At 52.3% G+C, this 19,867-nt stretch carries 14 protein-coding genes; 13 read left to right on the plus strand and 1 reads right to left on the minus strand.

What is annotated here, in order from left to right:
* Positions 1-15: 15 nt before the first annotated feature.
* From traU to traI, 11 genes are all read left to right on the plus strand, one after another.
* The gene (gene traU, locus ACWKXN_RS21510) at positions 16-978 is read left to right on the plus strand and encodes a conjugal transfer pilus assembly protein TraU (RefSeq protein ID WP_454544346.1); all 963 of its coding nucleotides are present in this window, start codon (positions 16-18) and stop codon (positions 976-978) included.
* Between the two features lie 12 nt (positions 979-990).
* Entirely contained in the window at positions 991-1,599 is a 609-nt protein-coding gene (trbC, locus tag ACWKXN_RS21515) for a type-F conjugative transfer system pilin assembly protein TrbC (RefSeq protein WP_454544329.1), read from the plus strand.
* The gene (gene traN / locus ACWKXN_RS21520) at positions 1,596-3,428 is read left to right on the plus strand and encodes a type-F conjugative transfer system mating-pair stabilization protein TraN (protein WP_454544330.1); all 1,833 of its coding nucleotides are present in this window, start codon (positions 1,596-1,598) and stop codon (positions 3,426-3,428) included. Before trbC ends, traN begins: the two co-directional genes overlap by 4 nt.
* The gene (traF, locus tag ACWKXN_RS21525) at positions 3,428-4,213 is read left to right on the plus strand and encodes a type-F conjugative transfer system pilin assembly protein TraF (RefSeq protein ID WP_336195655.1); all 786 of its coding nucleotides are present in this window, start codon (positions 3,428-3,430) and stop codon (positions 4,211-4,213) included. Before traN ends, traF begins: the two co-directional genes overlap by 1 nt.
* A gap of 193 nt (positions 4,214-4,406) precedes the next feature.
* Positions 4,407-4,943: a type-F conjugative transfer system pilin assembly thiol-disulfide isomerase TrbB gene (gene trbB, locus ACWKXN_RS21530; protein WP_454544331.1), complete on the plus strand. Its 537-nt coding sequence runs from the start codon at positions 4,407-4,409 to the stop codon at positions 4,941-4,943.
* Positions 4,940-6,304 (plus strand): conjugal transfer pilus assembly protein TraH, encoded by a 1,365-nt coding sequence (gene traH / locus ACWKXN_RS21535; protein WP_336195653.1) that lies wholly within the window; start codon positions 4,940-4,942, stop codon positions 6,302-6,304. The genes trbB and traH overlap by 4 nt, the downstream gene beginning before the upstream one ends.
* A gap of 2 nt (positions 6,305-6,306) precedes the next feature.
* Positions 6,307-9,129: a conjugal transfer mating-pair stabilization protein TraG gene (gene traG / locus ACWKXN_RS21540; RefSeq protein ID WP_454544332.1), complete on the plus strand. Its 2,823-nt coding sequence runs from the start codon at positions 6,307-6,309 to the stop codon at positions 9,127-9,129.
* Complete coding sequence (locus ACWKXN_RS21545) at positions 9,122-9,940, plus strand: hypothetical protein (RefSeq protein WP_454544333.1); 819 nt, start codon at positions 9,122-9,124, stop codon at positions 9,938-9,940. Before traG ends, ACWKXN_RS21545 begins: the two co-directional genes overlap by 8 nt.
* Positions 9,941-10,039: 99 nt before the next feature.
* The gene (locus tag ACWKXN_RS21550; protein ID WP_016193183.1) at positions 10,040-10,507 is read left to right on the plus strand and encodes a lytic transglycosylase domain-containing protein; all 468 of its coding nucleotides are present in this window, start codon (positions 10,040-10,042) and stop codon (positions 10,505-10,507) included.
* Between the two features lie 21 nt (positions 10,508-10,528).
* Positions 10,529-12,667: a type IV conjugative transfer system coupling protein TraD gene (gene traD / locus ACWKXN_RS21555; RefSeq protein ID WP_454544334.1), complete on the plus strand. Its 2,139-nt coding sequence runs from the start codon at positions 10,529-10,531 to the stop codon at positions 12,665-12,667.
* Positions 12,667-17,892 carry a conjugative transfer relaxase/helicase TraI gene (traI, locus tag ACWKXN_RS21560; protein ID WP_454544335.1) on the plus strand — a complete coding sequence of 1,742 codons (5,226 nt, stop codon included), beginning with the start codon at positions 12,667-12,669 and terminating at the stop codon, positions 17,890-17,892. The genes traD and traI overlap by 1 nt, the downstream gene beginning before the upstream one ends.
* 9 nt (positions 17,893-17,901) lie before the next feature.
* On the opposite strand, the gene ACWKXN_RS21565 is transcribed toward traI, so the two are convergent.
* Positions 17,902-18,549 carry a DUF2913 family protein gene (locus ACWKXN_RS21565; protein WP_454544336.1) on the minus strand — a complete coding sequence of 216 codons (648 nt, stop codon included), beginning with the start codon at positions 18,547-18,549 and terminating at the stop codon, positions 17,902-17,904.
* A gap of 124 nt (positions 18,550-18,673) precedes the next feature.
* Between ACWKXN_RS21565 and ACWKXN_RS21570 the strand changes: the two genes are divergently transcribed.
* Positions 18,674-19,237 (plus strand): phospholipase D family nuclease, encoded by a 564-nt coding sequence (locus ACWKXN_RS21570; protein WP_454544347.1) that lies wholly within the window; start codon positions 18,674-18,676, stop codon positions 19,235-19,237.
* 146 nt (positions 19,238-19,383) lie between these two features.
* Entirely contained in the window at positions 19,384-19,644 is a 261-nt protein-coding gene (locus ACWKXN_RS21575; protein WP_161617811.1) for a replication regulatory protein RepA, read from the plus strand.
* The last annotated feature ends 223 nt before the right edge of the window (positions 19,645-19,867 follow it).

Consider the following 19,867-nt stretch of genomic DNA (forward strand, 5'->3'; position numbering starts at 1 on the left):
CCAACAGCCCTTATAATGCTGTGCGCTGTGCTGTTTCTGCCAGGCAGAGCCAGCGCGTCAGCCGCCGCCTGCGATGGTCATTTTGTCAATCCGATCACCGATATCTGCTGGGAATGCCTGTTTCCGATAACCATCGGCAGCATACCGGTTGCACCGGGCAATGTTGCTGATACCGAAAACCCGGCCAGCCCGATACAGATATGCCCTATGGGCGTTTTCTACCGTATCGGGCTGGCGATAGGCTTCTGGGAGCCTATGGCGATCACCGATGTCACCCGCTCTCCTTTTTGCCTGGTCAATATGGGCGGTATTAAGCTGGATATCGGTAAAGTTGGCCTGGGAGTGGGGGAGCAGGAAAATAATGACGTGCCAAACGTGTTCTATCACGTCCACTGGTACAAATACCCGCTGATAGCCTGGCTGAACATTATTACGTCTGTGGGCTGTTTGCAGGGCGGGGACATGGATATCGGGTATCTGACCGAGCTTGACCCGATGTGGAATGACGATCAGCTGTCTCTCATTATTAACCCTGAAGCGGCGTTGTTCGGTAACGTTATTGCACAGGGAGCCTGTGCCGCAGATGCCGCCGCCAGTCTGGTGAAGCCCATCGATGCGCTGTTCTGGTGTGCCGGGAGTCACGGCTCGCTGTATCCGTTTACCGGTACAGTCACCAATGAATACAGCCCTGCGCAGTCGTCGGTGCTGCTTTCCGAGCGAATGGCCTTCAAGCTGCACCGCGAAGGTCTGGTGATGGAGAGCGTGGGGGCAGATACAGCGGTATGTTTCGAATACCCTTCGCCCATCATCCCCAAAAGCCGCTGGCGATATCAGATGGTGAATACCTTACCCGACCCGCTGGCCTGCCACCCTTTCGGGCAGAGCACGCTGACCTGGCAGACAGGACATCTCACCCCCAACGACAAGAAAAATTACGGCTATTTAATGTGGCGTAAGCGTAACTGCGTCTTTCTCTGAACAGGAGTATTAATGATGAAATGCCTGCCTGTATTATTGATGGCGGTTTTCCCCTGCCTGTCTCATGCCGGAACTGTATCAGAAGACAGGGACTTTATTGAGCGGATGCAGTCGGCTGAAGCTCAGACTCAGAAAATGGAGGTGCCGGACTTTATTAAGCAATTAAAAAATAGTGGTGTATCCAGGGAGAATATGGATTTCATCAATAATCTCCAGCATAAGCAGCAGATGCAATATCAGGCTGCACAAAAACCACAACCGGCCATTCAGTATTTCGTCTCTTTTTCAATTCCCCGAAGTGGCCTTGCTATTATGCTGAATAATGCTTCTCAGTTTGCTATTCCGGTAAATATTCGCGGGATGATTAATAATGATTTCCGTCAGACGGCGAATACTATTTTTGAAATGACAAAGGGCAGTAATAAAGGCGGCGTTCAGATAAACCCCAAAGCCTTCCGGCAGTACGGGATAACCGCCGTTCCGGCACTGGTTGTGACGTGCGGAGACACGTTTGATCGCGTATCCGGTGATATCCGCATTGATGGTCTGCTGCGCAAGGTTGCTGAAGGTGGGGACTGTGCTGATGTGGCGAGGGCTGCACTGAAGGAGGCCACACAATGAAATCATTATGGTTAGTGATAGCGCTGATGGCGGGATTTATCGTTAACTTTCCGGTCACGGCGAACGACGATTTTAACAGTGGTATGGATTATGCCAAAGGGCTGAAGGGAAAGGATCTTGATACCTTTAAGTCATTTAAACCTGCGGATAACCTGCCTGACTACAGCAGCAGTCCGGATGCAACGAAGTACTACGGTGGTGTACAAAGTTCGGGTACTGATTTAACCTCGCCGGGCAGCAATACGCTTAATAATACCGAGTGGGGTAAGGCCGTCACCGATTCTATCAGTAAGCAGCCGAAAGATATGGTAACGGCTGATTCCCCGTTTCTGGATAATGGCCGCAATGCCGAGAATAACGCTGAAACGGTATTCGACCCCAAGCTGTGCGAGTCCAAAGAATTCGAGAAGAGTGTATTTACTAATTATGTCTGTGACCGGGATTTGCAGGTTCAGCAATATTGCACCAGAACTGCGACAATATCCGGTCATTACGAGGATGCAACAGAAATTAAAAATATTGTCATTCAGTCTCAGGATATTTTGTTTGCTTCTACAGATGCAGGATACACAGGAACCTGGAGCGCCCCCGTGACAGGAAAGATTATTAGCGCATTTGCAACATATTCCTGGAATAAACATCTGGCATTTAGTAACCCTAACTGGTTTATGCGTGTGAGTACGCCTTTCGGGTTGATTTCAATGGATGATGATACAGGCAGCCCTGCCCTGAGCAGTGGGACACAACTGACGGAGGGACAGAAGATGGCGTTCTCCATTCGTAACAGAAATAATAAGCCAACAGTCGATTTCATCTGGAAAAGCAGCAACATGCGTTACCGCTTTTCCATTACTCTTCGGGTTGAAATTCCATCAAAGAAATGGGTTCCGGATGTTGTATGGTCTGAAAACTGCCCGTTTGATAAAGCTGAAGGCAGTCTGACCGGGACGGAATGCACGGAGCCGGGCGGCGATAAAACGGTAACGGTGGATGGCAAGCCCTATACCGTACATCAGGACTGCTGGGCGTACCGCGACAGCTACCTGACCCAGAGCGAAAGCGAGGGAACCTGCGGGGCTTATATCCATAATGCGGCGTGTAACGTTATAAACCAGAAGTGCGTGGATCAGGGGGATGGTGTCTGTCTCCACGCCAACATCACGTATTCGTGTGAAACGAAGACAAAAGGTGAAGGGCAGGTTTGCGGCGATGAGCTTTTTTGTACAGACGGAAGCTGTGTACTGGATAACAACGGCAAAAACGACATGTTCGCCAAAGCGGCATCGGAACTGGCGGCAGTGGCGGCAGCGGGTAAGGACGTTGCCGAACTGAACAGCAATGATGTGAAAATCTTCACGGGTAAGGGCGTGTCCTGCAAGAAGTTTGCAGCCGGGTTCAGTAACTGCTGTAAAGATTCGGGCTGGGGGCAGGACGTGGGGCTTGCCAGTTGCAGCAGTGAAGAAAAAGCGCTGGGTAAGGCCAAAGAAAAACGGCTTACCGTCTATGTGGGTGAATATTGCAGCAAAAAAGCGCTGGGTATCTGCATTGAGAAAAAGCGCGGCTACTGCCAGTTTGATTCCAAGCTGGCGCAGATAGTCCAGCAACAGGGCCGTTCATGGCAGCTTGGGATCGGGTTCGGTTCAGGTAAATCGCCAGATTGCAGGGGAATAACACCGGAAGAACTCCAGAAGATAGATTTTTCAAAAGTCGATTTCTCCGCGTTTTATGACGACCTGAACAGCGGCAGTGATATTCCCGCTGACAATAATCAGATGGAGAAAATGAAAGAGCGGATGAAAGCCATGTTTGACCAGGGGAGCAGCCACTGATGCGAAAAGCCTGTTATCTGATGCTGGCTGCTGCTGGTTTTATCGGGGGACATGCTCAGGCCAGCGATACCCGGCTTGGCGGCTTTCCCGACAGTGAGGCGCAGGGCTGGATCTGGTACAACGAGCCTGTATCTCCTGACGAGGACGAGCCGCCGTCAGCACCGCCTTCTTCAGCAGTATCCCCGGAAAATGCCACCGAACTGAAAGAGAAATTGCAGGCTGCCACGAAGGCCGCGCTCGATAAGGCGATCATGTTCCCTTCTGCTGAAAATTTCAGGCGATACAAACTGCTACAGGATTTCTGGGCGGAAAAATCGTCTCAGTTTGCTCAGTCCTCAAAAGAGGCGCTGCTGAAGTTCCCCGAACTGGATTACAACCTGCGCTACAGCCATTACAACGGAACGGCCAGTACCCGCCAGGCGATACAGCGTCAGCGGGAAAAAGACGCTATTAAAAAGCTGTCTGCTGATAACGGGCTGTTTTATTTCTACCGGGGGAAAGAGCCGGTGGATGTGCTGATGGGCGTGGTTGTGCGCTCGTTCGTCAGGGAGTACGGCATCAATCTTATCTATGTGTCAGTGGATGGCAAAATTGCGCCGGAACTGCCGGGATCACGGCCTGACAACGGACAGACGGAGGCCATGCATATTACCCATTACCCAGCGCTTTTTCTGGTGAACCCCCGCACGGAGGCTTATCAGCCGCTGGCGTATGGTTTCCACTCCCAGGAGGATTTAGCCTCTCAGTTCCTTCTGGTAGCAACGGACTTCGCTCCCGGCTTCTGACGTCCTGACTGCCGCGCTTCGCTTGCCATCCGGCCCGCTGAGCCAGAATAAATTCTGACTCCCCGGCCCGGAGCCGACAAAAACCCAATCATCAGACTGGTGCTTTAAAGCTGCACCGGTGCTGCCGTGTGTTGCCCGAAGAATTCCGCCGTCACGACAGCCTGATTTTACGTATGTTAATACAGGTGAATTTATGCGATGTATTCCTGCACTTCCCTTCCTTTTGCTGGCGTTCACAGCCAGCGCGTCCGTCAACGCTACGACCTGGGATGAGATCGCCAGGCTGGAAGCGCACAAACAGGCACTTCAACATAGCGGAGGTCAGGTTTCGACCCGGCCCGCATCGGTGTTTTATCGTCTCAGCGACGGGCGGCAGGTCAATCTTCGGGACTGGAAAATCGTCCTCTTTATGTCGTCGTCCTGCCCGCACTGCCATGCTTTCGATCCCGTCCTGAAAGCTATTGCTAAGGACACCGGCTTTTCAGTATTCCCTTACACCCTGGATGGCCGGGGGGATGCGTCATGGCCGCAGGCAATTCCGGCTCCGCCGATGGTGATCACTGAATTCTTTGCTCAGGGTCTGCCTATTGCCACACCTACGCTGTTTCTGGTGAACGTTAACAACATGAAAACCTATCCCCTTCAACAGGGAGAAAGTGAGCGTGAAGCCTTTGTGGCAAGGCTTGATGAAGTACTGCGCTTTGCTATGGATAACGGGGAGGCGAAATGAACGGCGGTCTGAGAAAAAGCGCGCTGGCATGTGTTTTATGTCTTTATACCCTGATGGCCGGTGCCAGTCTTAATGATGATATGAACAAGTTCTTTGGCAAGCTGGGCTATGAGCAGAATACCACCACGCCGAAAGTCTGGCAGGGGCAGGCGGCAGGTTACGCCACGGGTGGGGCGCTCTATGCGCGAACCTCCGCGAAGGATGTGCAACTGGTATCGCTTCAGTTACCCAGCCTGAACGCCGGTTGTGGCGGTATTGATATGTTTCTGGGTTCCTTTTCCTTTATCAGCAAAGACGAATTTATCCAGTTCGCCAAATCCATTCTCAGTAACGCGCCGGGGCTGTTTTTTGACCTGGCTCTGAAGACAGTGACACCGCAACTGGCGTCAGCAAAGGATTTTCTTCAGAAACTGGCGTCCGATGTTAACAGTTCCAACATGAGCAGTTGTCAGGCCGCAAGGGCTATCGTCGGTGGGTTATGGCCGGAAACGCAGGAAAATGCCAGCGCGGTTTGTCAGACCATCGGCAGCGATTCCAATTTCTTCTCGGACTGGGCGGCAGCGCGTCAGGGCTGCGGCACCGGGGGGCAGTACAAAAACATGAGTAACAAAGCCGGGGCCGATATGAAAGACCAGGTGCTGCGTAACAAAAACCTGATATGGGACTCGCTGGAAAAAAATCAGGTATTCAGCGGAAACAAAGAGCTAAAAGAGTTTGCCATGAGCATTACCGGCACCCTTATTTTTGATGATGATGGTAAGCCTCAGCCTCTTACGGCCATGACGACAAATGAAGATCTGATCCATGCGTTACTGCATGGCGGTACGGCCAAAATCTATACCTGCAATGACGGTGAATGCCTGAAGGCAACAATAGGGGAAGTGACGATCAGCGCAGAGAATTCTCTAAGTGGTCAGGTCAATAAGATGTTGCAGAGTATCGGCAGTAAAGCCTATGCCGATGAAGCGCTGACGGAAAAGGAAAAAGGCTTTATTACGTCCACTTCTGTTCCGGTATTGCGTTATCTCGTTGATCCTCTCTCTCTGGGCGTATCGGATTCGGTTATCTATCAGCTTTCTGATTACATCAGCTTCGACATTCTTATCCAGTACATGCAGGAAGTGATGCAGCAGGCCCGCGTTATGTTGGCGAGCAAAAGCTACCCCGACAGTGCGCTTAAACCGTTGCAGGCAAGCATGGCAAACGCCAACAAGCAACTGGCAATCATGCAGTCCAGGGTTCAGGTACAGCAGGATGCGCTGATGGTAGTTGAACGTCAGATGGGCTATATGCGCCAGCAACTGTCCGGACGGTTACTCGACCGTTATCAGAACAACTATCGCTTTTCCGGAGGTATGTAATTATGCAGGTGATTTATACCATTACGGGTGGTGACTGGCTGGCTGACTCGCTGAACGCCGTGGCGGTATTAACCGCATCGGCCACTTGGGGAACCCTGATTAAATGGGCTTCCATTCTCTCCGTCCTTGCCGTTATATGGAGCTGGTTGCAGAAAAAAGATGTGCTGACCTTCATTAAGTGGGTGGCGGTGATAGTGATTGTACCGGGGGTGCTTATCGCCAATAAGCATTCGGTGCAGGTCATTGATATGACCGACCCGACAGCCGTTCACCAGGTGGATAATGTGCCTGGCGGTCTGGCAATTCCTGCATCGCTGATCACCTCTGTAGGGTATGCGCTGACGCAGGCCTATGAGGGTGTGTTTCATCGACCAGATGCGGTGTCTTACAGCAAAACCGGGATGTTGTTTGGCTCCGAACTGGTGAAGGCCAGTACGGGTTTTACCTTTGCCGATGGTGAGATTGCGGGACTCTTTTCCGATTATGTGCAGAACTGCGTAATAGGCGATATCTTTCTGAATCATAAGTATTCAATGGAAGATCTGATGAACAGCACCGATCCTTATTCGAAGATTTTTGAGAAACCCAGCCCACTACGGGGAATATTCGATAAGGCGGGTAACTTCCAGACCTGCCAGCAGGCCGCAGTAACCCTGCAACAGCAGATAGGTACGGATTCTTCCGGTGGTGGAAAGACGTTCTCGTTCTGGGCGCAGAAGCTGTTTGGTTCCAGGGCCAACCGGGAGCAGTTGTTTGCCTCCCTTCTGGGTGACAGCTACGGCTATTTTTATAATGCCGGCAGCAGCGCCAGCGGCATTATAAAACAGAATGTCGTGATGAACGGGCTGCGCAAAGGTATCAGCGCCTACGCTGCACGTAATGGCGATACCGCCAGTATGATGAATATTGCCACAGAAACGGCCACTGAGAAGCAAATTATGCAGCAGTCCGTCAGTGCCAATATTGCGATGAAGTATCTGCCAATCATGCAGACCGTTCTTCTGGGGATGATGATCGGGCTTTTCCCGGTAATGATTGTGCTGGCTATTATTAACACGCTGACCTGGACTGTGCTCAAGGGGTATATTTTTACCCTGGCTTATCTTCAGGCGTGGCCGCTGCTGTTTGCAGTGTTAAATAACGCCATGACGTTTTACCTGAAAGCCGGTGGCGCTTATGACGTTACGCTGTCTAACCTTTCTCAGATCCAGCAGCAGCATTCGATGATTGCATCAACGGCGGGCTGGCTTTCGCTCTCTATTCCCTTTATCGCTTATGGCATGGTGAAGGGGTTGGGTGGCGTGGTTTCCCAGGCGGGCAGCTATCTCAGCAGCATGACACAGGGGGTTGCCTCTCAGTCGTCCTCTCAGGCCGTAGATGGTACTTATGCGTTTAACAATATGCAGACGGATAACGTGCAGGGCTTTAAATGGGATACTAACAGTACCTTTGCTTCCGGGCGAAGGGATCAGCAACTGGCGAATGGCTCTATGCAGGGTACGACGGCTGACGGAACGACGATAGTTAACAGTACGACAGGCACATCTAAATTGCCTATGGATTTAAACTTTGGCCGCGCAATGAGTTCTTCTGCGCAACGGCTGGCAAGAGAAAGCCAGGTGCAGGCTGAAACATCGTTGCAGGGCTTTAACCATGCCATGAACAGCGCATATAACCAGGCGCAGCAATTCTCGCAGCAGACCGGTAACAGCAATACCATGAATACCAGCACGGATGATTCGCAGACGGCGCAGGCCACGAGAGGGGTTAGCTCGATGATCTCTGCGGCGAAAGACTATGCCAAACGTCACGGTATCAGCGAACAGCAGGCATGGGCTGAGATTGAAACCAAAGCCCGTCAGGCTGAGGCTGAAGCGTATGCGGGTATATCTTCAGGTAATTCAGCGCTTGGGAAAGTGGCAAAATGGACTATCGGGGCTGATGTTGGGGCTTCAGGTAAGATTTCAGCCAGTACAGGTAGTCAGAGTTCGGCAGATCAACGTCAGACCGGAAGCACCGATCACACCAGTAGTGAAGATGCTAAAAATGTGCGCGATTTCCGGGAAGGGAAACAGATACTTCAGAGTTATCGCGTTTCGCATTCTGCGGTTCGTAACGATAACAGTTCGGCCTCACAACTTGAACAGATTGGCACAACACTGAGTGTGGCCGACAGCCAGTACCAGCAATATACCAGCAGTGTGAGCCGCAGCCATGAGTACAGTAAAGTGGCGTCAATGTCGGAAAGCGAAACGGCACAACAAACCAGCAATCTTTCTCAGGAGTTCGTGGGTTATGTTCAGCAAAAAGCGCCAGGAGATGCGAGCCGTATTCTGACTAATACGGCTGATGAAAATGTGCGCCACGAACGTGAAGCACTGGCGGATAGCTTTGTGGAAGAAAAACTGCGGTCACGTATTGAAGGTGACTTCAACAGTAATCGTGCCTCGTTGGCGAGCGGTATGCAGAGTGTTGAACCATCAACCGGGGACGCAGCAGGAACGATAAATTCAGGTCAGCAGGAAATCGAACGCAGGGCGCAATTAGCAGGCATTAAAGGAAACATAACACAGGGCGTTGATGATTCTCTGACGAGAAATCAGGGAGTTATTAAACAGACCGGAGCAAATATTGAGCAAGGTCACGGTGATGTTCAGAGAGAAAGCGATAGACTGAAAAGTGAGCATGGAAAAGTTGATGGCGATTTTGTTGCTAATTATAACAAAGCCAGTGAACACCAGGGTCTTGGAGACTTAAGAAATAACCCTGGTGATATATCTGATATGGCGAAGAAACTAAAAGAGCGGAGGCGAGAAGATGATTAGATGTAAGTACCTGTTAATAATGCCATTAACTATATTTATTGCAGTTGCTTATAACTTTTCAGTCCATTTCGGTGAATGGTTAAAGCAACCACTGAATGCAGTGATTCTCTTTGTTTTATTGTTTTTAATTCCTTCTTTCTTCAATGTTTTATCGATGGCGGGTTTGTTGAGTAGAGATAGAAGATTGCCTTTTTATTTTTTCACATGTGGAGTTTTTCTTTCTGTTGTGTACACATGGGGAATGGATAATGAATTGTTGATAATACTCTGCTCAGCAAATGCTCTGCTGGCTGGTTGTATAGCGCTATTTCTCAAAAGGAATTATCATTTTGACGAAGTTAAGGAGTTAAAGAGTCTTGATACTCCTGACTGGATAGTCAAATCAGCTATAAAAAGAATTTTAAAAAGTGAGGTGGAAAAACGTATCCAAGATAAAGTAAATCCGCAAGTCGCATCCAGAATATCAGGCGGTGTGGCTGCTGGTGTACTGACTGAAGCCCTGTCTTCAGGACAGAAAGATCTATTTTCAGATAACCTGATCCCTGCCGCAATGAGCATTGCTGATAGTCATTTGGCTAACTTTGAATCAGGAAACTATTCTGTAACTGGTTCCCATGCTAATGACTTCAACCCGGCAACTGGTTTGGCTATGACCAGCGATTACTTTGATGCCGGAGGTGATACTTATGGTAGTGCCTTGAATCATGACAGTCTCTTTTCATCTGATAATCATATTTCTGGCGGCTTCGATAACCATTCAATAGATCATGGCAGTTCTTTCAGTAGCGGCTTCGACGACAGCCGATACTGAAATATTAATGCTTCAGTGCTCAAACTGAATCATCATTTGTAATTAAGTCTCTGATAAGCGCAGTCTTCCTGACTGCGCTTTTTCCTGTGGAATAAATCTATGCGACTCATTAAATCACTGATACTGGTGGCGGTCTGCCTGTGCTCAATGAATGCCAGTGCGTTCTGTTTCGTGCAGGCAGGAGAACGCTACCACCTTGACCCGATGCTGCTTGAAGCGATTGCCATGCAGGAAAGCAGCCTCAACCCGCGAATCACCAATGATAACGGCCCGCGACTTGGTAAAGACTATGGCTTGATGCAGATAAACAGCAGGCATATTCCTGAACTGGTCAGAATGGGGGTTATCCGCTCCCCGCAGGACTTACTGAATGACCCGTGCCTGAATGTACAGATCGGTGCATGGATACTCGCGAGACATTTACGGACGTGCGGTGTTAACTGGCACTGTCTGGGTTCATACAACGCCGGTTTCTCCGATAAGAATGCCGGTAAACGGGAACATTACGCCAACCTTATTTATAACCTCTACGTTCGCGTTAATCGCTCGCAAAAAATAACAGGTTAAGTCCTCTTACCGGAGAAAAAAATGAGTTTCAAAGGCCGTGATATTACGCAGGGCGGTCAGGTCACGTTTATGCGTTTCCGGATGTTCCTGCAAGTTAATAATATTCTGTTCTACTATGTTTTTATCGGGTGGCTGGCTTTGCTGGGGTTCATCCTTTATCTGCGATTAAATACCCAGACGTTCCTTAACGGGCTGGTTTACTGGTGGAGTCATACATTAATCCCGTTTGGTTCAATTATAAGAAAGCCGCCTGTTTATCCCGTAAGGTATTACGGTAATACTCTTTATTATACTTACGATAAAATCCTTACCGACAAATATACAGTCTGGTGTGGCATCACTCTGAGAAATGAATTCATTCTATCGGGGGTGTTCGCGTCGATAATTACGTTTGCCGTGGTTATGGGGGTGTTCTGGTATATCGGGCGGGTGGGGAAAAAGGCCAGCGAAGATGAAGTTACTGGTGGCCGTATCCTGGAAGATAACCCCAAAGTTGTTGCCCGTCTTATGCGCAGGCGGGGAACCGCTTCACATATCGTGATTGACGGCCTGCCAATAGTTAAAGACTCAGAAATACAGAACTTCGCCATGCACGGTACGGTCGGTACGGGGAAATCCACGCTGATGCGTAAGAAATTACTCCATCTTCGTGAAGCCGGTGTTCCGGTCATTATTTATGACAAAGGGAATACCTTTGTTGAAGAATTTTATGATGAATCCATCGATATCATTCTTAATCCGAAGGATAAGCGCTGTGCAAACTGGGATTTGTGGGCTGAATGCCCGACGCTTCCTGACCTGGAAGCTGTCACCGAAACGGTTATCCCGATGGGAAACAGCGGCGATCCGTTCTGGCAGGGGTCGGCCAGGACGATTTTTGCGGAAGGTGCGGAGCAAATGCGCGGTGATAAGAAGCGGACTTATAACAGCTTCCTGCGTACCCTGCTGGCAATCAAGCTTGACCAATTGCGTGACTTTCTGGCCGGAACGCCTGCTTCCACACTGGTGGATGGCAGCATTGAGAAAACCGCCATCTCTATTCGAAGCGTTCTCACCAACTATGTGAAGTCGCTGCGCTATTTGCAGGGTATCGATCGCGAGGGTAAAAAACCGTTCACCATCCGTGAATGGATGCAGGGCAACAGCGATAAAAAGCGCAGCGGGTGGCTGTTTATCACGTCCAACCAGCGTCACCATGAATCGCTGAAACCGCTGATATCAATGTGGCTGGGAATTGCGTCCAGCACCCTTCTGTCACTGCATGAGAATCGCTACCGGCGTGTCTGGTTCTTCTACGACGAACTGCCTTCACTGCATAAGCTGCCTAATCTGCCCTACATCATTGCGGAGGCCCGAAAGTATGGCGGCTGCTTTGTGCTGGGGTTCCAGTCCTATGCGCAGCTTGAAGAAACTTACGGCCCCAAATTTGCCGCTGCCATTTATGACCTGCTGAATACCAAATATTTTTTCCGTTCGCCCAGCGCGGCCATCGCGAAATTTGTTGAAGAAGATATCGGCCAGACCGTCCGCAAGCGTTTCTCTGAACAGACCAGCTTTGGTACGGATGAGGTGCGCGACGGTATCAGCTACGGCAAAGACGAAGAACGGGTATCGATAGTCAGCTATTCAGACGTGCAGGGACTGGAAGACCTGCAGTGCTTCGTCACGCTTCCCGGCAAATATCCCGTTGTTCGCCTCACCCTGAAATACCAGCCCCTGCCGAAAGTCGCGGAAGGCATTCTGGAGCGCGACGTGAAAACGTCTCTCGACCCTGAAATTGAGCAGGAAATCAGTCAGCAGGAAAGCAGCGAACGTCAGGCTGCGAGAAAGTTGTTCATCCCTTCCGACACTCAGGTGAAATCCGATCCGGCACCGGCGGGCAACCCCGTAAGCGTGCCGCCTGCACCGGCTGTGGCCGGGCCAGATTCATCTTCAGGCGGCCCGTCTGGTGAAAAGTCCGCCGTGACGGATAAACCTGCCCGTGGTGGTGGCCGTGAGAACGAAATACCTCATGGCATCAGCACGGATGGCGAGGTTATCGATATGGAGGCGTATGAAGCCTGGCAGCAGGAGATGCAGCACGGCACCCGTGATGAGGTACGCCGTGAGGAGGTGAATATCAATCACCACCCGTCACATGAAATTGATATGGAGTTGTGATGCTTTCAGTTGAACCGATTCATGGCGATGCCAAATATTATGGCGGTGAAGCCAACTTTGAGACGCTGGAAAATGCTGATGGTCACTGGCTGGGAAAAGGGGCCGCGATGCTGGGGCTTGAGGGAAAAGTGAACCCTGAAGTCTTCGATGAAATGCTCCGGGGGCATCTGCCCGATGGCACGGTGATTTCCCGTCAGATTGCGGGTAATGAAACAAACCGTCCGGGCATGGATCTGACCTTCGGTGCGCCCAAAAGTCTTTCCATTCTCGCCCTGCTGGGTGGCGATACCCGGCTGATTGAGGCACATAATGAGGCGGTCAGGCTGGCAATGCTCGAAGTGGAGAAAAGCGTCAATACCCGCCTTACCCGTGACGGTGTCACCACTACGGTGACAACCGGTAACATGGTTGCCGCACTTTATACGCATGATACGAACCGTGAAGGTGAGATGCACCTCCATTCGCACGGCCTGCTGTTTAATGTCACCCGCGCTGATGATGATAAGTGGCACGCGCTGGGGAGTGATACACGCCAGCGCAGCGGTATTCGTGAGCAGGTTTACGATATGAAACTCGCTTACGGGCAGTTTTACCGCGAGTATTTGCGCCCAATGGTGGAAGACTGTGGTTACACACCGGTCAGAAGCGGGCCACATGGTATGTATGAATTTGCTGAAGTTCCACCGGATGTGATTCGTGCATTTTCTCAACGAACCGCGCAGATTGATGATGCCGTAGGACGGGATGCCAGCCCACTTTCCCGCTCGGTCGCGGCGCTGGATACCCGTAAAAACAAGGAGTTCGTCGAGGGGGAGGCGAGACGTGAGCAGTGGGATAAGGTGCTGGCGGATTACGACTTTGATCCGGATAAGACGATCCAGGCTGCCCGTGAACGCAGCCGGTCGCAGGCAGCAGAACGCGGCGAAGCGGAAGCGAGTTCTCCGGCCAGCGTGACACTTACGGCTGAACCTGCACTGAAAGAGGCCATCACGCAGGCGCTGTCGTCTCTCAGTGATAAAAAAGCGCAGTTTGCCTACAGCGAAGTGCTGACCGCCGTTGTGTCACTTCTGCCAGCGGAAAAGGATATGGTGCTGCGGGCAAGAGCAGGCATCGATACCGCTATTGAACAGGGCCGTCTCGTTGCGCTCGATAAGGACAAAGGCATTTTTACGTCTGATATTCATTTACTTGATGAACTGACGGTTCGCCAGTTTGCGCGGGAGCATATGGATTCCGGCCGCGCCATTGTCTCCGGCGAAGCCCTGCTGAACGGGACGCTTGCCGCTGTTTCCGGCGTCTGTGCTGAACTGGCAGAGAATCGCGATCCACTTGCGGTGATCTATGGGCGCGGCGGCGCAGCCGTCCAGCGTGGGCGGGCCGAACAACTGGCCGGACTGGCAGTGTCGCAGGGGCGTCAGGTTATGGTACTGGCCGCAGATCGCAAAAGTGAAGCCTTTCTGGGAGAGAGTGAAACGCTGTCCGGGCTGATTGCAGGACGTGGCGCACTGAAAGCCGACCTTCCGCTGACTGCTCATACCACCGTGATTGTCGCAGAGGCCGAAACGCTGGGGCTGAAGGACAGCGTATTCCTGATGGAAAAAGCGCGGGAAAGCGGTGCGCAGATCCTGATGATGGACAGCGGTAAACGACAGGGGACTGGCAGCGTCCTTTCGGTTCTTCAGGAGGAAGGTGCCGCTCATTATCGGTTCAATGACGCGCCGGTGCCTGTGGCACAGCTTACGTCTGAAGCGGATAAAAAGGTTCGCTACAGCCATCTTGCCGCAGAGTATGCCCGCGATATTACCGCCGGGCATGGCGTCGTTGCACAGGTTGCCGGTGAGCGTGAGCAACAGGTCCTGACGGGGTACATTCGTGATGCGCTACGTGAGCAGGGGCGTATCACCGGCGATGATATCCGGATTGAAACATTGTCTCCGGTCTGGCTCGACAGTAAGAGCCGGAAAAGTCGCGATACCTACCGCGAAGGTATGGTAATGGAACGCTGGAATGCCGATGAAAAGAACATGGAGCGCTGGCGTATTGATCGTGTTGGCGCTGAAACCAGTGTTCTTCGTCTTGTGAATGAAGCCGGGGAACTACAGCACCAAAAAATCAGCCAGATTGACGCCTCATGGAGCCTTTTCAAACCCCGGATGCTGGAGGTGGCTCCCGGCGATCAACTGCGGGTTACGGGACGGGAAGCAAAGGGAAAGCTGAAGGCGCAGGATGTGGTCAGCGTCGTCAGCGCCGGTGATGGCGCTGTTGCGCTGGAGAAAAACGGAAAGATTATCCGGGCAGATATCTCCCGGCCCCTGAAGGTTGAGCATAACTATGTTGAATCCCTGGGTAAATCGATAGCGCCTGAAGGAAAAGTGCTGGCCGCGCTCAGCGGGCGTGAGATGCGCGATGATGTGCTTAATACCCTGACCCGCAGCGGCAGTGACATCCGGATATTTACCGCTATGGATGCTGAACGGGGCGAGGCAAAACTTGCCCGCAGCCCTGCTGTGCGGGTGATAAGCGCCCAGGTGGAAGCGGCCACCGGCGCAAAAGGGGTTGATGCCGCCCTCGATGCCGCAAGAGAACTGCCACGAACCCCGGCGGCTCAGGCCGTGTATCTGGCCCTCAGTCAGGTGCAGCATGAGAAAACCGCCTTCCTGGCCCCGGAATTGCTCAGTGCCGCGCTCAGTATTAATTCAGCGGTCAGCATTCCGGCTATCCAGTCCGAGATTAACCGCCAGGTAAAGGACGGTGAACTTATCCGGCTGGAAGCCGGGCTGATGCTGCCAAAATCCACTTTTGAAACGGAAAAGGCCATTCTGCGCCATATCGCGGAAGGGAAAGGCAGCGTCACGCCGCTGATGGCGTCGGTGCCTGAACAGTATCTTACGGGGCTGACGGCAGGGCAGCAGGCCGCCACGCGCATGGTCCTGGAAAGCGCTGACCGCTTTACGGCGGTGCAGGGCTACGCCGGTGTGGGTAAAACCACGCAGTTTAAAGCTATGCTGGCGGCAATGGCGACGTTGCCGGACGACCAGCGACCGGAGGTGGTGGGGCTGGCTCCGACTCACCGGGCCGTTGAGGAAATGAAAAGCGTGGGCGTCCGGGCGCAGACGCTGGAATCCTTTATCTGGGAAGACAGACAGGCCCGGATGAACGGCGAGAAACCGGACTACAGCAATACCCTGTTCCTGATTGATGAGGCGTCAATGATTGGCAACCGGGCGATGAGTGAGGCTTACCAGGCCATCGCCACCGGCAGCGGGCGGGCCATTACCAGCGGGGATGATGCTCAGTTGCGGGCCATCGAGCCGGGACAGCCGTTCCGGCTGATGCAGCAGCGCAGCGCCGTTGATACCGCCATTATGAAGGAGATTGTGCGCCAGACGCCGGAACTTCGGGAAGTGGTGTATGCCATGATTGAAGGGCAACATGCGCTCGCGCTGGAAAAGGCCGAAAATGTCACACCGGATGTGGTGCCGCGTGAAGCCGGTGCATTCGTTCCTGCATCATCCGTTGAACAGGTCAGTCCGGATAAAGAACAGATCCAGGCGTTACGTGATGCAGGAATGCCCGCCAGCGTGACGGAGGCAATAGCGGCTGACTTTGCGGGACGAACAGCCGAAGCCCGCGACAATACACTGACGGTGGCGCATCTCAATACGGACAGGCAGGAAATAAACCGCCTGATACATGACAATCTGTACAGGGCTAGCATTACGATAAACGAACAGGAGATAACCGTCCTTGACCCGGTTCGCGTCCGGCACAATGAGCTTCGGAGCCTGACAGGATGGTCCGCTCTGACGGGAAAAGTTGCCCTGATTAACCGGGAGTACTGGACGGTCGGCGGCACTGACCGGCAGAGCGGGCTGGTGACGCTTATCAGCCATGACGGACGGGAAAAAATCCTGTCACCGTTCGAGAACAGCACCGAGGATGCACAGATTTATCAGCCAAGGATTATCAGCGTCAGTGAGGGCGACAGAATGCGTTTTACCCGTTCTGATGCCGAGCGCGGTTATACCGGAAACAGCTTCTGGAACGTGGAACAGATCGACGGACAAAGCATGATCCTTCGCAGCCAGGATGGTCAGCTTACCCGTCGTCTTGACCTGAATGACCCGGCAGACAGGCATACCGACCTGGGGTATGCCGTTACGGCATACGGTGCTCAGGGGGCCAGTTCCCGGTTTGTCATTACGCTTGAAGGGACTGAAGGAGGGCGAAAGCGAATGGCAACAAAGGAAAGTGGTTACGTTACGTTGTCCCGTACAAAAGAGCATGTGCAGGTTTACACCGATGACAGAGCCGGATGGCTGGCTGAACTCAGTAAAAACAAGGGTGATCGTACCGCCCATGATTATCTGATGGCGGGTGAGGATCGGGCGGGCAGGACGGCAGAGGGGATTCTGTCCTGGGCTTCCCCTCTTGCCGATGTTGCCGCAGGCCGGGCGTTGCTGAAGAACTACGGGCTGGCTGAAGGCGAATCACAGGGCCTGTTTGTGCCGGGCGTCAGGCGGCATCCGGAGCCGGGGCTGGCGTTCGCGCTGTGGGACAGTAACGGCAACCGTTCAGGCGTGGTGATTCTGACGATAAATGCGGATGAGCGTAACGGCGTGTCCTTACCCGGTGATTTTCGGGTTATAGGCAGCAGTGATGCAAGGTTTGCGGGGATACAGCAGAGCCGGAACGGGGAAAACCGCATCGCGGAGAGCCTGCCTGAAGGGTTGCAACTTGCGCAACAGTATCCCGACAGCGGCGTGATCGTCAGGATGGAGGGCGAGGGTTTACCGCTCAATATCAGCCGTATCAGCGGCGCTGATCAGGTAGTCGATGACAGCCTGACCGCGCAACTGGCCCGCAACGTGGCCGGGAAAACGGAAGACCCCCTTCCCTTCATTCCTGAGCCGAAGGAGAACGCTGAACAGGAGGCGGAACGACTTGCCCGTGAAGCCCTGGAAAAACAGGGTAAAGGTGAGAAGGATATTCGTCCGGAAGATGTACTCGCCGCCATCAGCGAGCCGGAGGATGATATCCATACCGGGCTGCTGGCCGGTAAGCTGAAAGAGGAGGAATATCCGCTTACCGGGCGGGATATTGCGGCGGCGCTGGGCGAGAAATCGCCGGAGAAAGAGCCGGAAGCAGAGAGTCAGCCCGATCAGTCGCTTCATCTGAAGCAGATCGAGCGGGACATCGTGAAAGAAAAATCTTTCGAGGACTGACGCCGGTTGCTATGTCTTTTCCGGCAGCAGCTGGATAACGGAAAAGCCTTCCTCATCAGGCCGCTGTTCGCTTTTTAAATGGCATTGCTCAAGTAACGGAAATACGCCTGAAATATCACCGGTGAAGCGGATCTCCAGTGGTTTAATCAGTTCGCCACTGTCACTGAATGCAGGATGGAGTTCTGCTTTCGGGGTATACACCGCGCTGGCCGTTGCTGATTCCCTGTGATAACTACGCCATTCCTGCTGTGACAGCAGAAAGTCCAGCCAGCCCATTGTTTTCAGCGTTTCAATAAAATACGTGAAGCGGAATAACACGCTTTGTTTCGCCAGTTCGCCCGTGCTGGAACGCCAGATGTACTCCACCTTGCGGTGCAGCCTGGCACCAAAACCGTAGCGTTTCCCCTGGTCAAGAAGCCAGAGAATGTCCTGTGCGACCGAGCGGGGGAACAGCTTACGTTTTTGCGCGGCAGACAGCCACTGCATGATGAACATGTGTATCTGCAAATCTGTGCGAATTTTGCCCTGTTTCTGCGACAGTTTTATCGCTACCAGCAGGCACCATGCCAGATGCATCAGTTCTTCGGTCGGGCGTTTCTGATAAAAGACAGTCAACCAGTACCACTCCATTTTTTTCATCGCGCGGAAGGATAGCATATTGCCTCCCCGGTCGGGAGCAGGGCTACCGCCTTCGCTGCGCTCAGTTGGTCAACCCCGGAAACGGGTAAAAGCAAGTTTTACCCGCCCCCGGCGTTTCTGTTAAAAATCCAAAGGAATCATGATGATGCTATTTTCATGCAGAAGGCTGGTCAGGGCCAGCTTTCTTTGTCTTCCCCTGCTGTCTTCTCTGCCCTTCCCCGCCGACGCGGGGATATCGACGGCTCCGGATATTCAGGTGGGTTTTTCTCCTGAAGGGACTGGCCGCCTTCTGGTGCTGAACACCATCGGTTCCGCGCAGCAGAGTATCCGGATGATGGCCTATTCCTTCACCGATCCGGACGTGATGAAAGCGCTTATTGCCGCGCATCAGCGGGGCGTGGATGTAAAAATCGTTATCGACGAGAAAGGCAACCGCAACAGGGCCAGCATGGCGGCAATGAATCTGATTGTGAATGCCGGTATTCCTCTGAGGACAAACAGCCGCTTCCCTATTCAGCATGATAAAATTTTAATTGTTGATAATCATACGGTTGAGTCAGGTAGCTATAACTTCAGCCGGGCGGGAGCGAGAAAAAATTCGGAGAACGTGGTGGTGATGCGCTTTATGCCCGCCATCGCCAGTCAGTATCTGGCCCACTGGCAGTCCCGCTGGGAAATGGGGACAGACTGGCAATCGACCTACTGATAACGGCGTACAGATGGCCTTTCACTGGAAGGGGTGATCCGTGCGCCAACACAGATCACCTTTTCGATAAAAGTTAAGTCGCTGATTTACCGATTCTGTAGTATTCTCCACGGGACGATCCTTTTTTGATCCTTGGGGAGGCGGAGATGTCGCAAGCCGTAAATGCAGCAACTTCCTCATCGAAAGAAAAACGTGCCTATCGCAAAGGTAATCCGATGTCAGCGACTGAAAGGCAGTTGGCCGCGATTGCACGTAAACGTGAAACTCATAAAGAAGTGAATGTATTTATCCGAAACCCGATGAAAGACCAGCTTTTGCACTTATGCGAGCAAGAGGGGTTAACTCAGGGAGAAATGATAGAAAAACTCATTCAGATTGAGACAGAACGTCGCGGCGGGAAAATGTGAACCTTTCACATTCTTGCCTGTTAAGCCGGTGAGTGTTAGATTACTGATCGTTTGAGAGAATTTTTGGCGAGCCACGCCGTAAGGTGGCAGGGAACTGGTTCTGATGAGGTGTTAAGCCGGAGCCGGAAAAAACGAAACCCCGATAATCTTTCTTTTCTTGGCGGAGCAGAAGATTAATCGGGGCCTACTAAAAACTGCATAGAAGCTGTTGCTCTATGCAGGG

The sequence above is a fragment of the Enterobacter sp. UPMP2060 genome (genome assembly GCF_053709655.1).

Coding starts and splice junctions, on each gene's coding strand:
- traU (WP_454544346.1), top strand. CDS start 16: ATGCTGTGCGCTGTGCTGTTTCTGCCAGGCAGAGCCAGCGCGTCAGCC.
- trbC (WP_454544329.1), top strand. CDS start 991: ATGATGAAATGCCTGCCTGTATTATTGATGGCGGTTTTCCCCTGCCTG.
- traN (WP_454544330.1), top strand. CDS start 1,596: ATGAAATCATTATGGTTAGTGATAGCGCTGATGGCGGGATTTATCGTT.
- traF (WP_336195655.1), top strand. CDS start 3,428: ATGCGAAAAGCCTGTTATCTGATGCTGGCTGCTGCTGGTTTTATCGGG.
- trbB (WP_454544331.1), top strand. CDS start 4,407: ATGCGATGTATTCCTGCACTTCCCTTCCTTTTGCTGGCGTTCACAGCC.
- traH (WP_336195653.1), top strand. CDS start 4,940: ATGAACGGCGGTCTGAGAAAAAGCGCGCTGGCATGTGTTTTATGTCTT.
- traG (WP_454544332.1), top strand. CDS start 6,307: ATGCAGGTGATTTATACCATTACGGGTGGTGACTGGCTGGCTGACTCG.
- ACWKXN_RS21545 (WP_454544333.1), top strand. CDS start 9,122: ATGATTAGATGTAAGTACCTGTTAATAATGCCATTAACTATATTTATT.
- ACWKXN_RS21550 (WP_016193183.1), top strand. CDS start 10,040: ATGCGACTCATTAAATCACTGATACTGGTGGCGGTCTGCCTGTGCTCA.
- traD (WP_454544334.1), top strand. CDS start 10,529: ATGAGTTTCAAAGGCCGTGATATTACGCAGGGCGGTCAGGTCACGTTT.
- traI (WP_454544335.1), top strand. CDS start 12,667: ATGCTTTCAGTTGAACCGATTCATGGCGATGCCAAATATTATGGCGGT.
- ACWKXN_RS21565 (WP_454544336.1), bottom strand. CDS start 18,549: ATGCTATCCTTCCGCGCGATGAAAAAAATGGAGTGGTACTGGTTGACT.
- ACWKXN_RS21570 (WP_454544347.1), top strand. CDS start 18,674: ATGATGCTATTTTCATGCAGAAGGCTGGTCAGGGCCAGCTTTCTTTGT.
- ACWKXN_RS21575 (WP_161617811.1), top strand. CDS start 19,384: ATGTCGCAAGCCGTAAATGCAGCAACTTCCTCATCGAAAGAAAAACGT.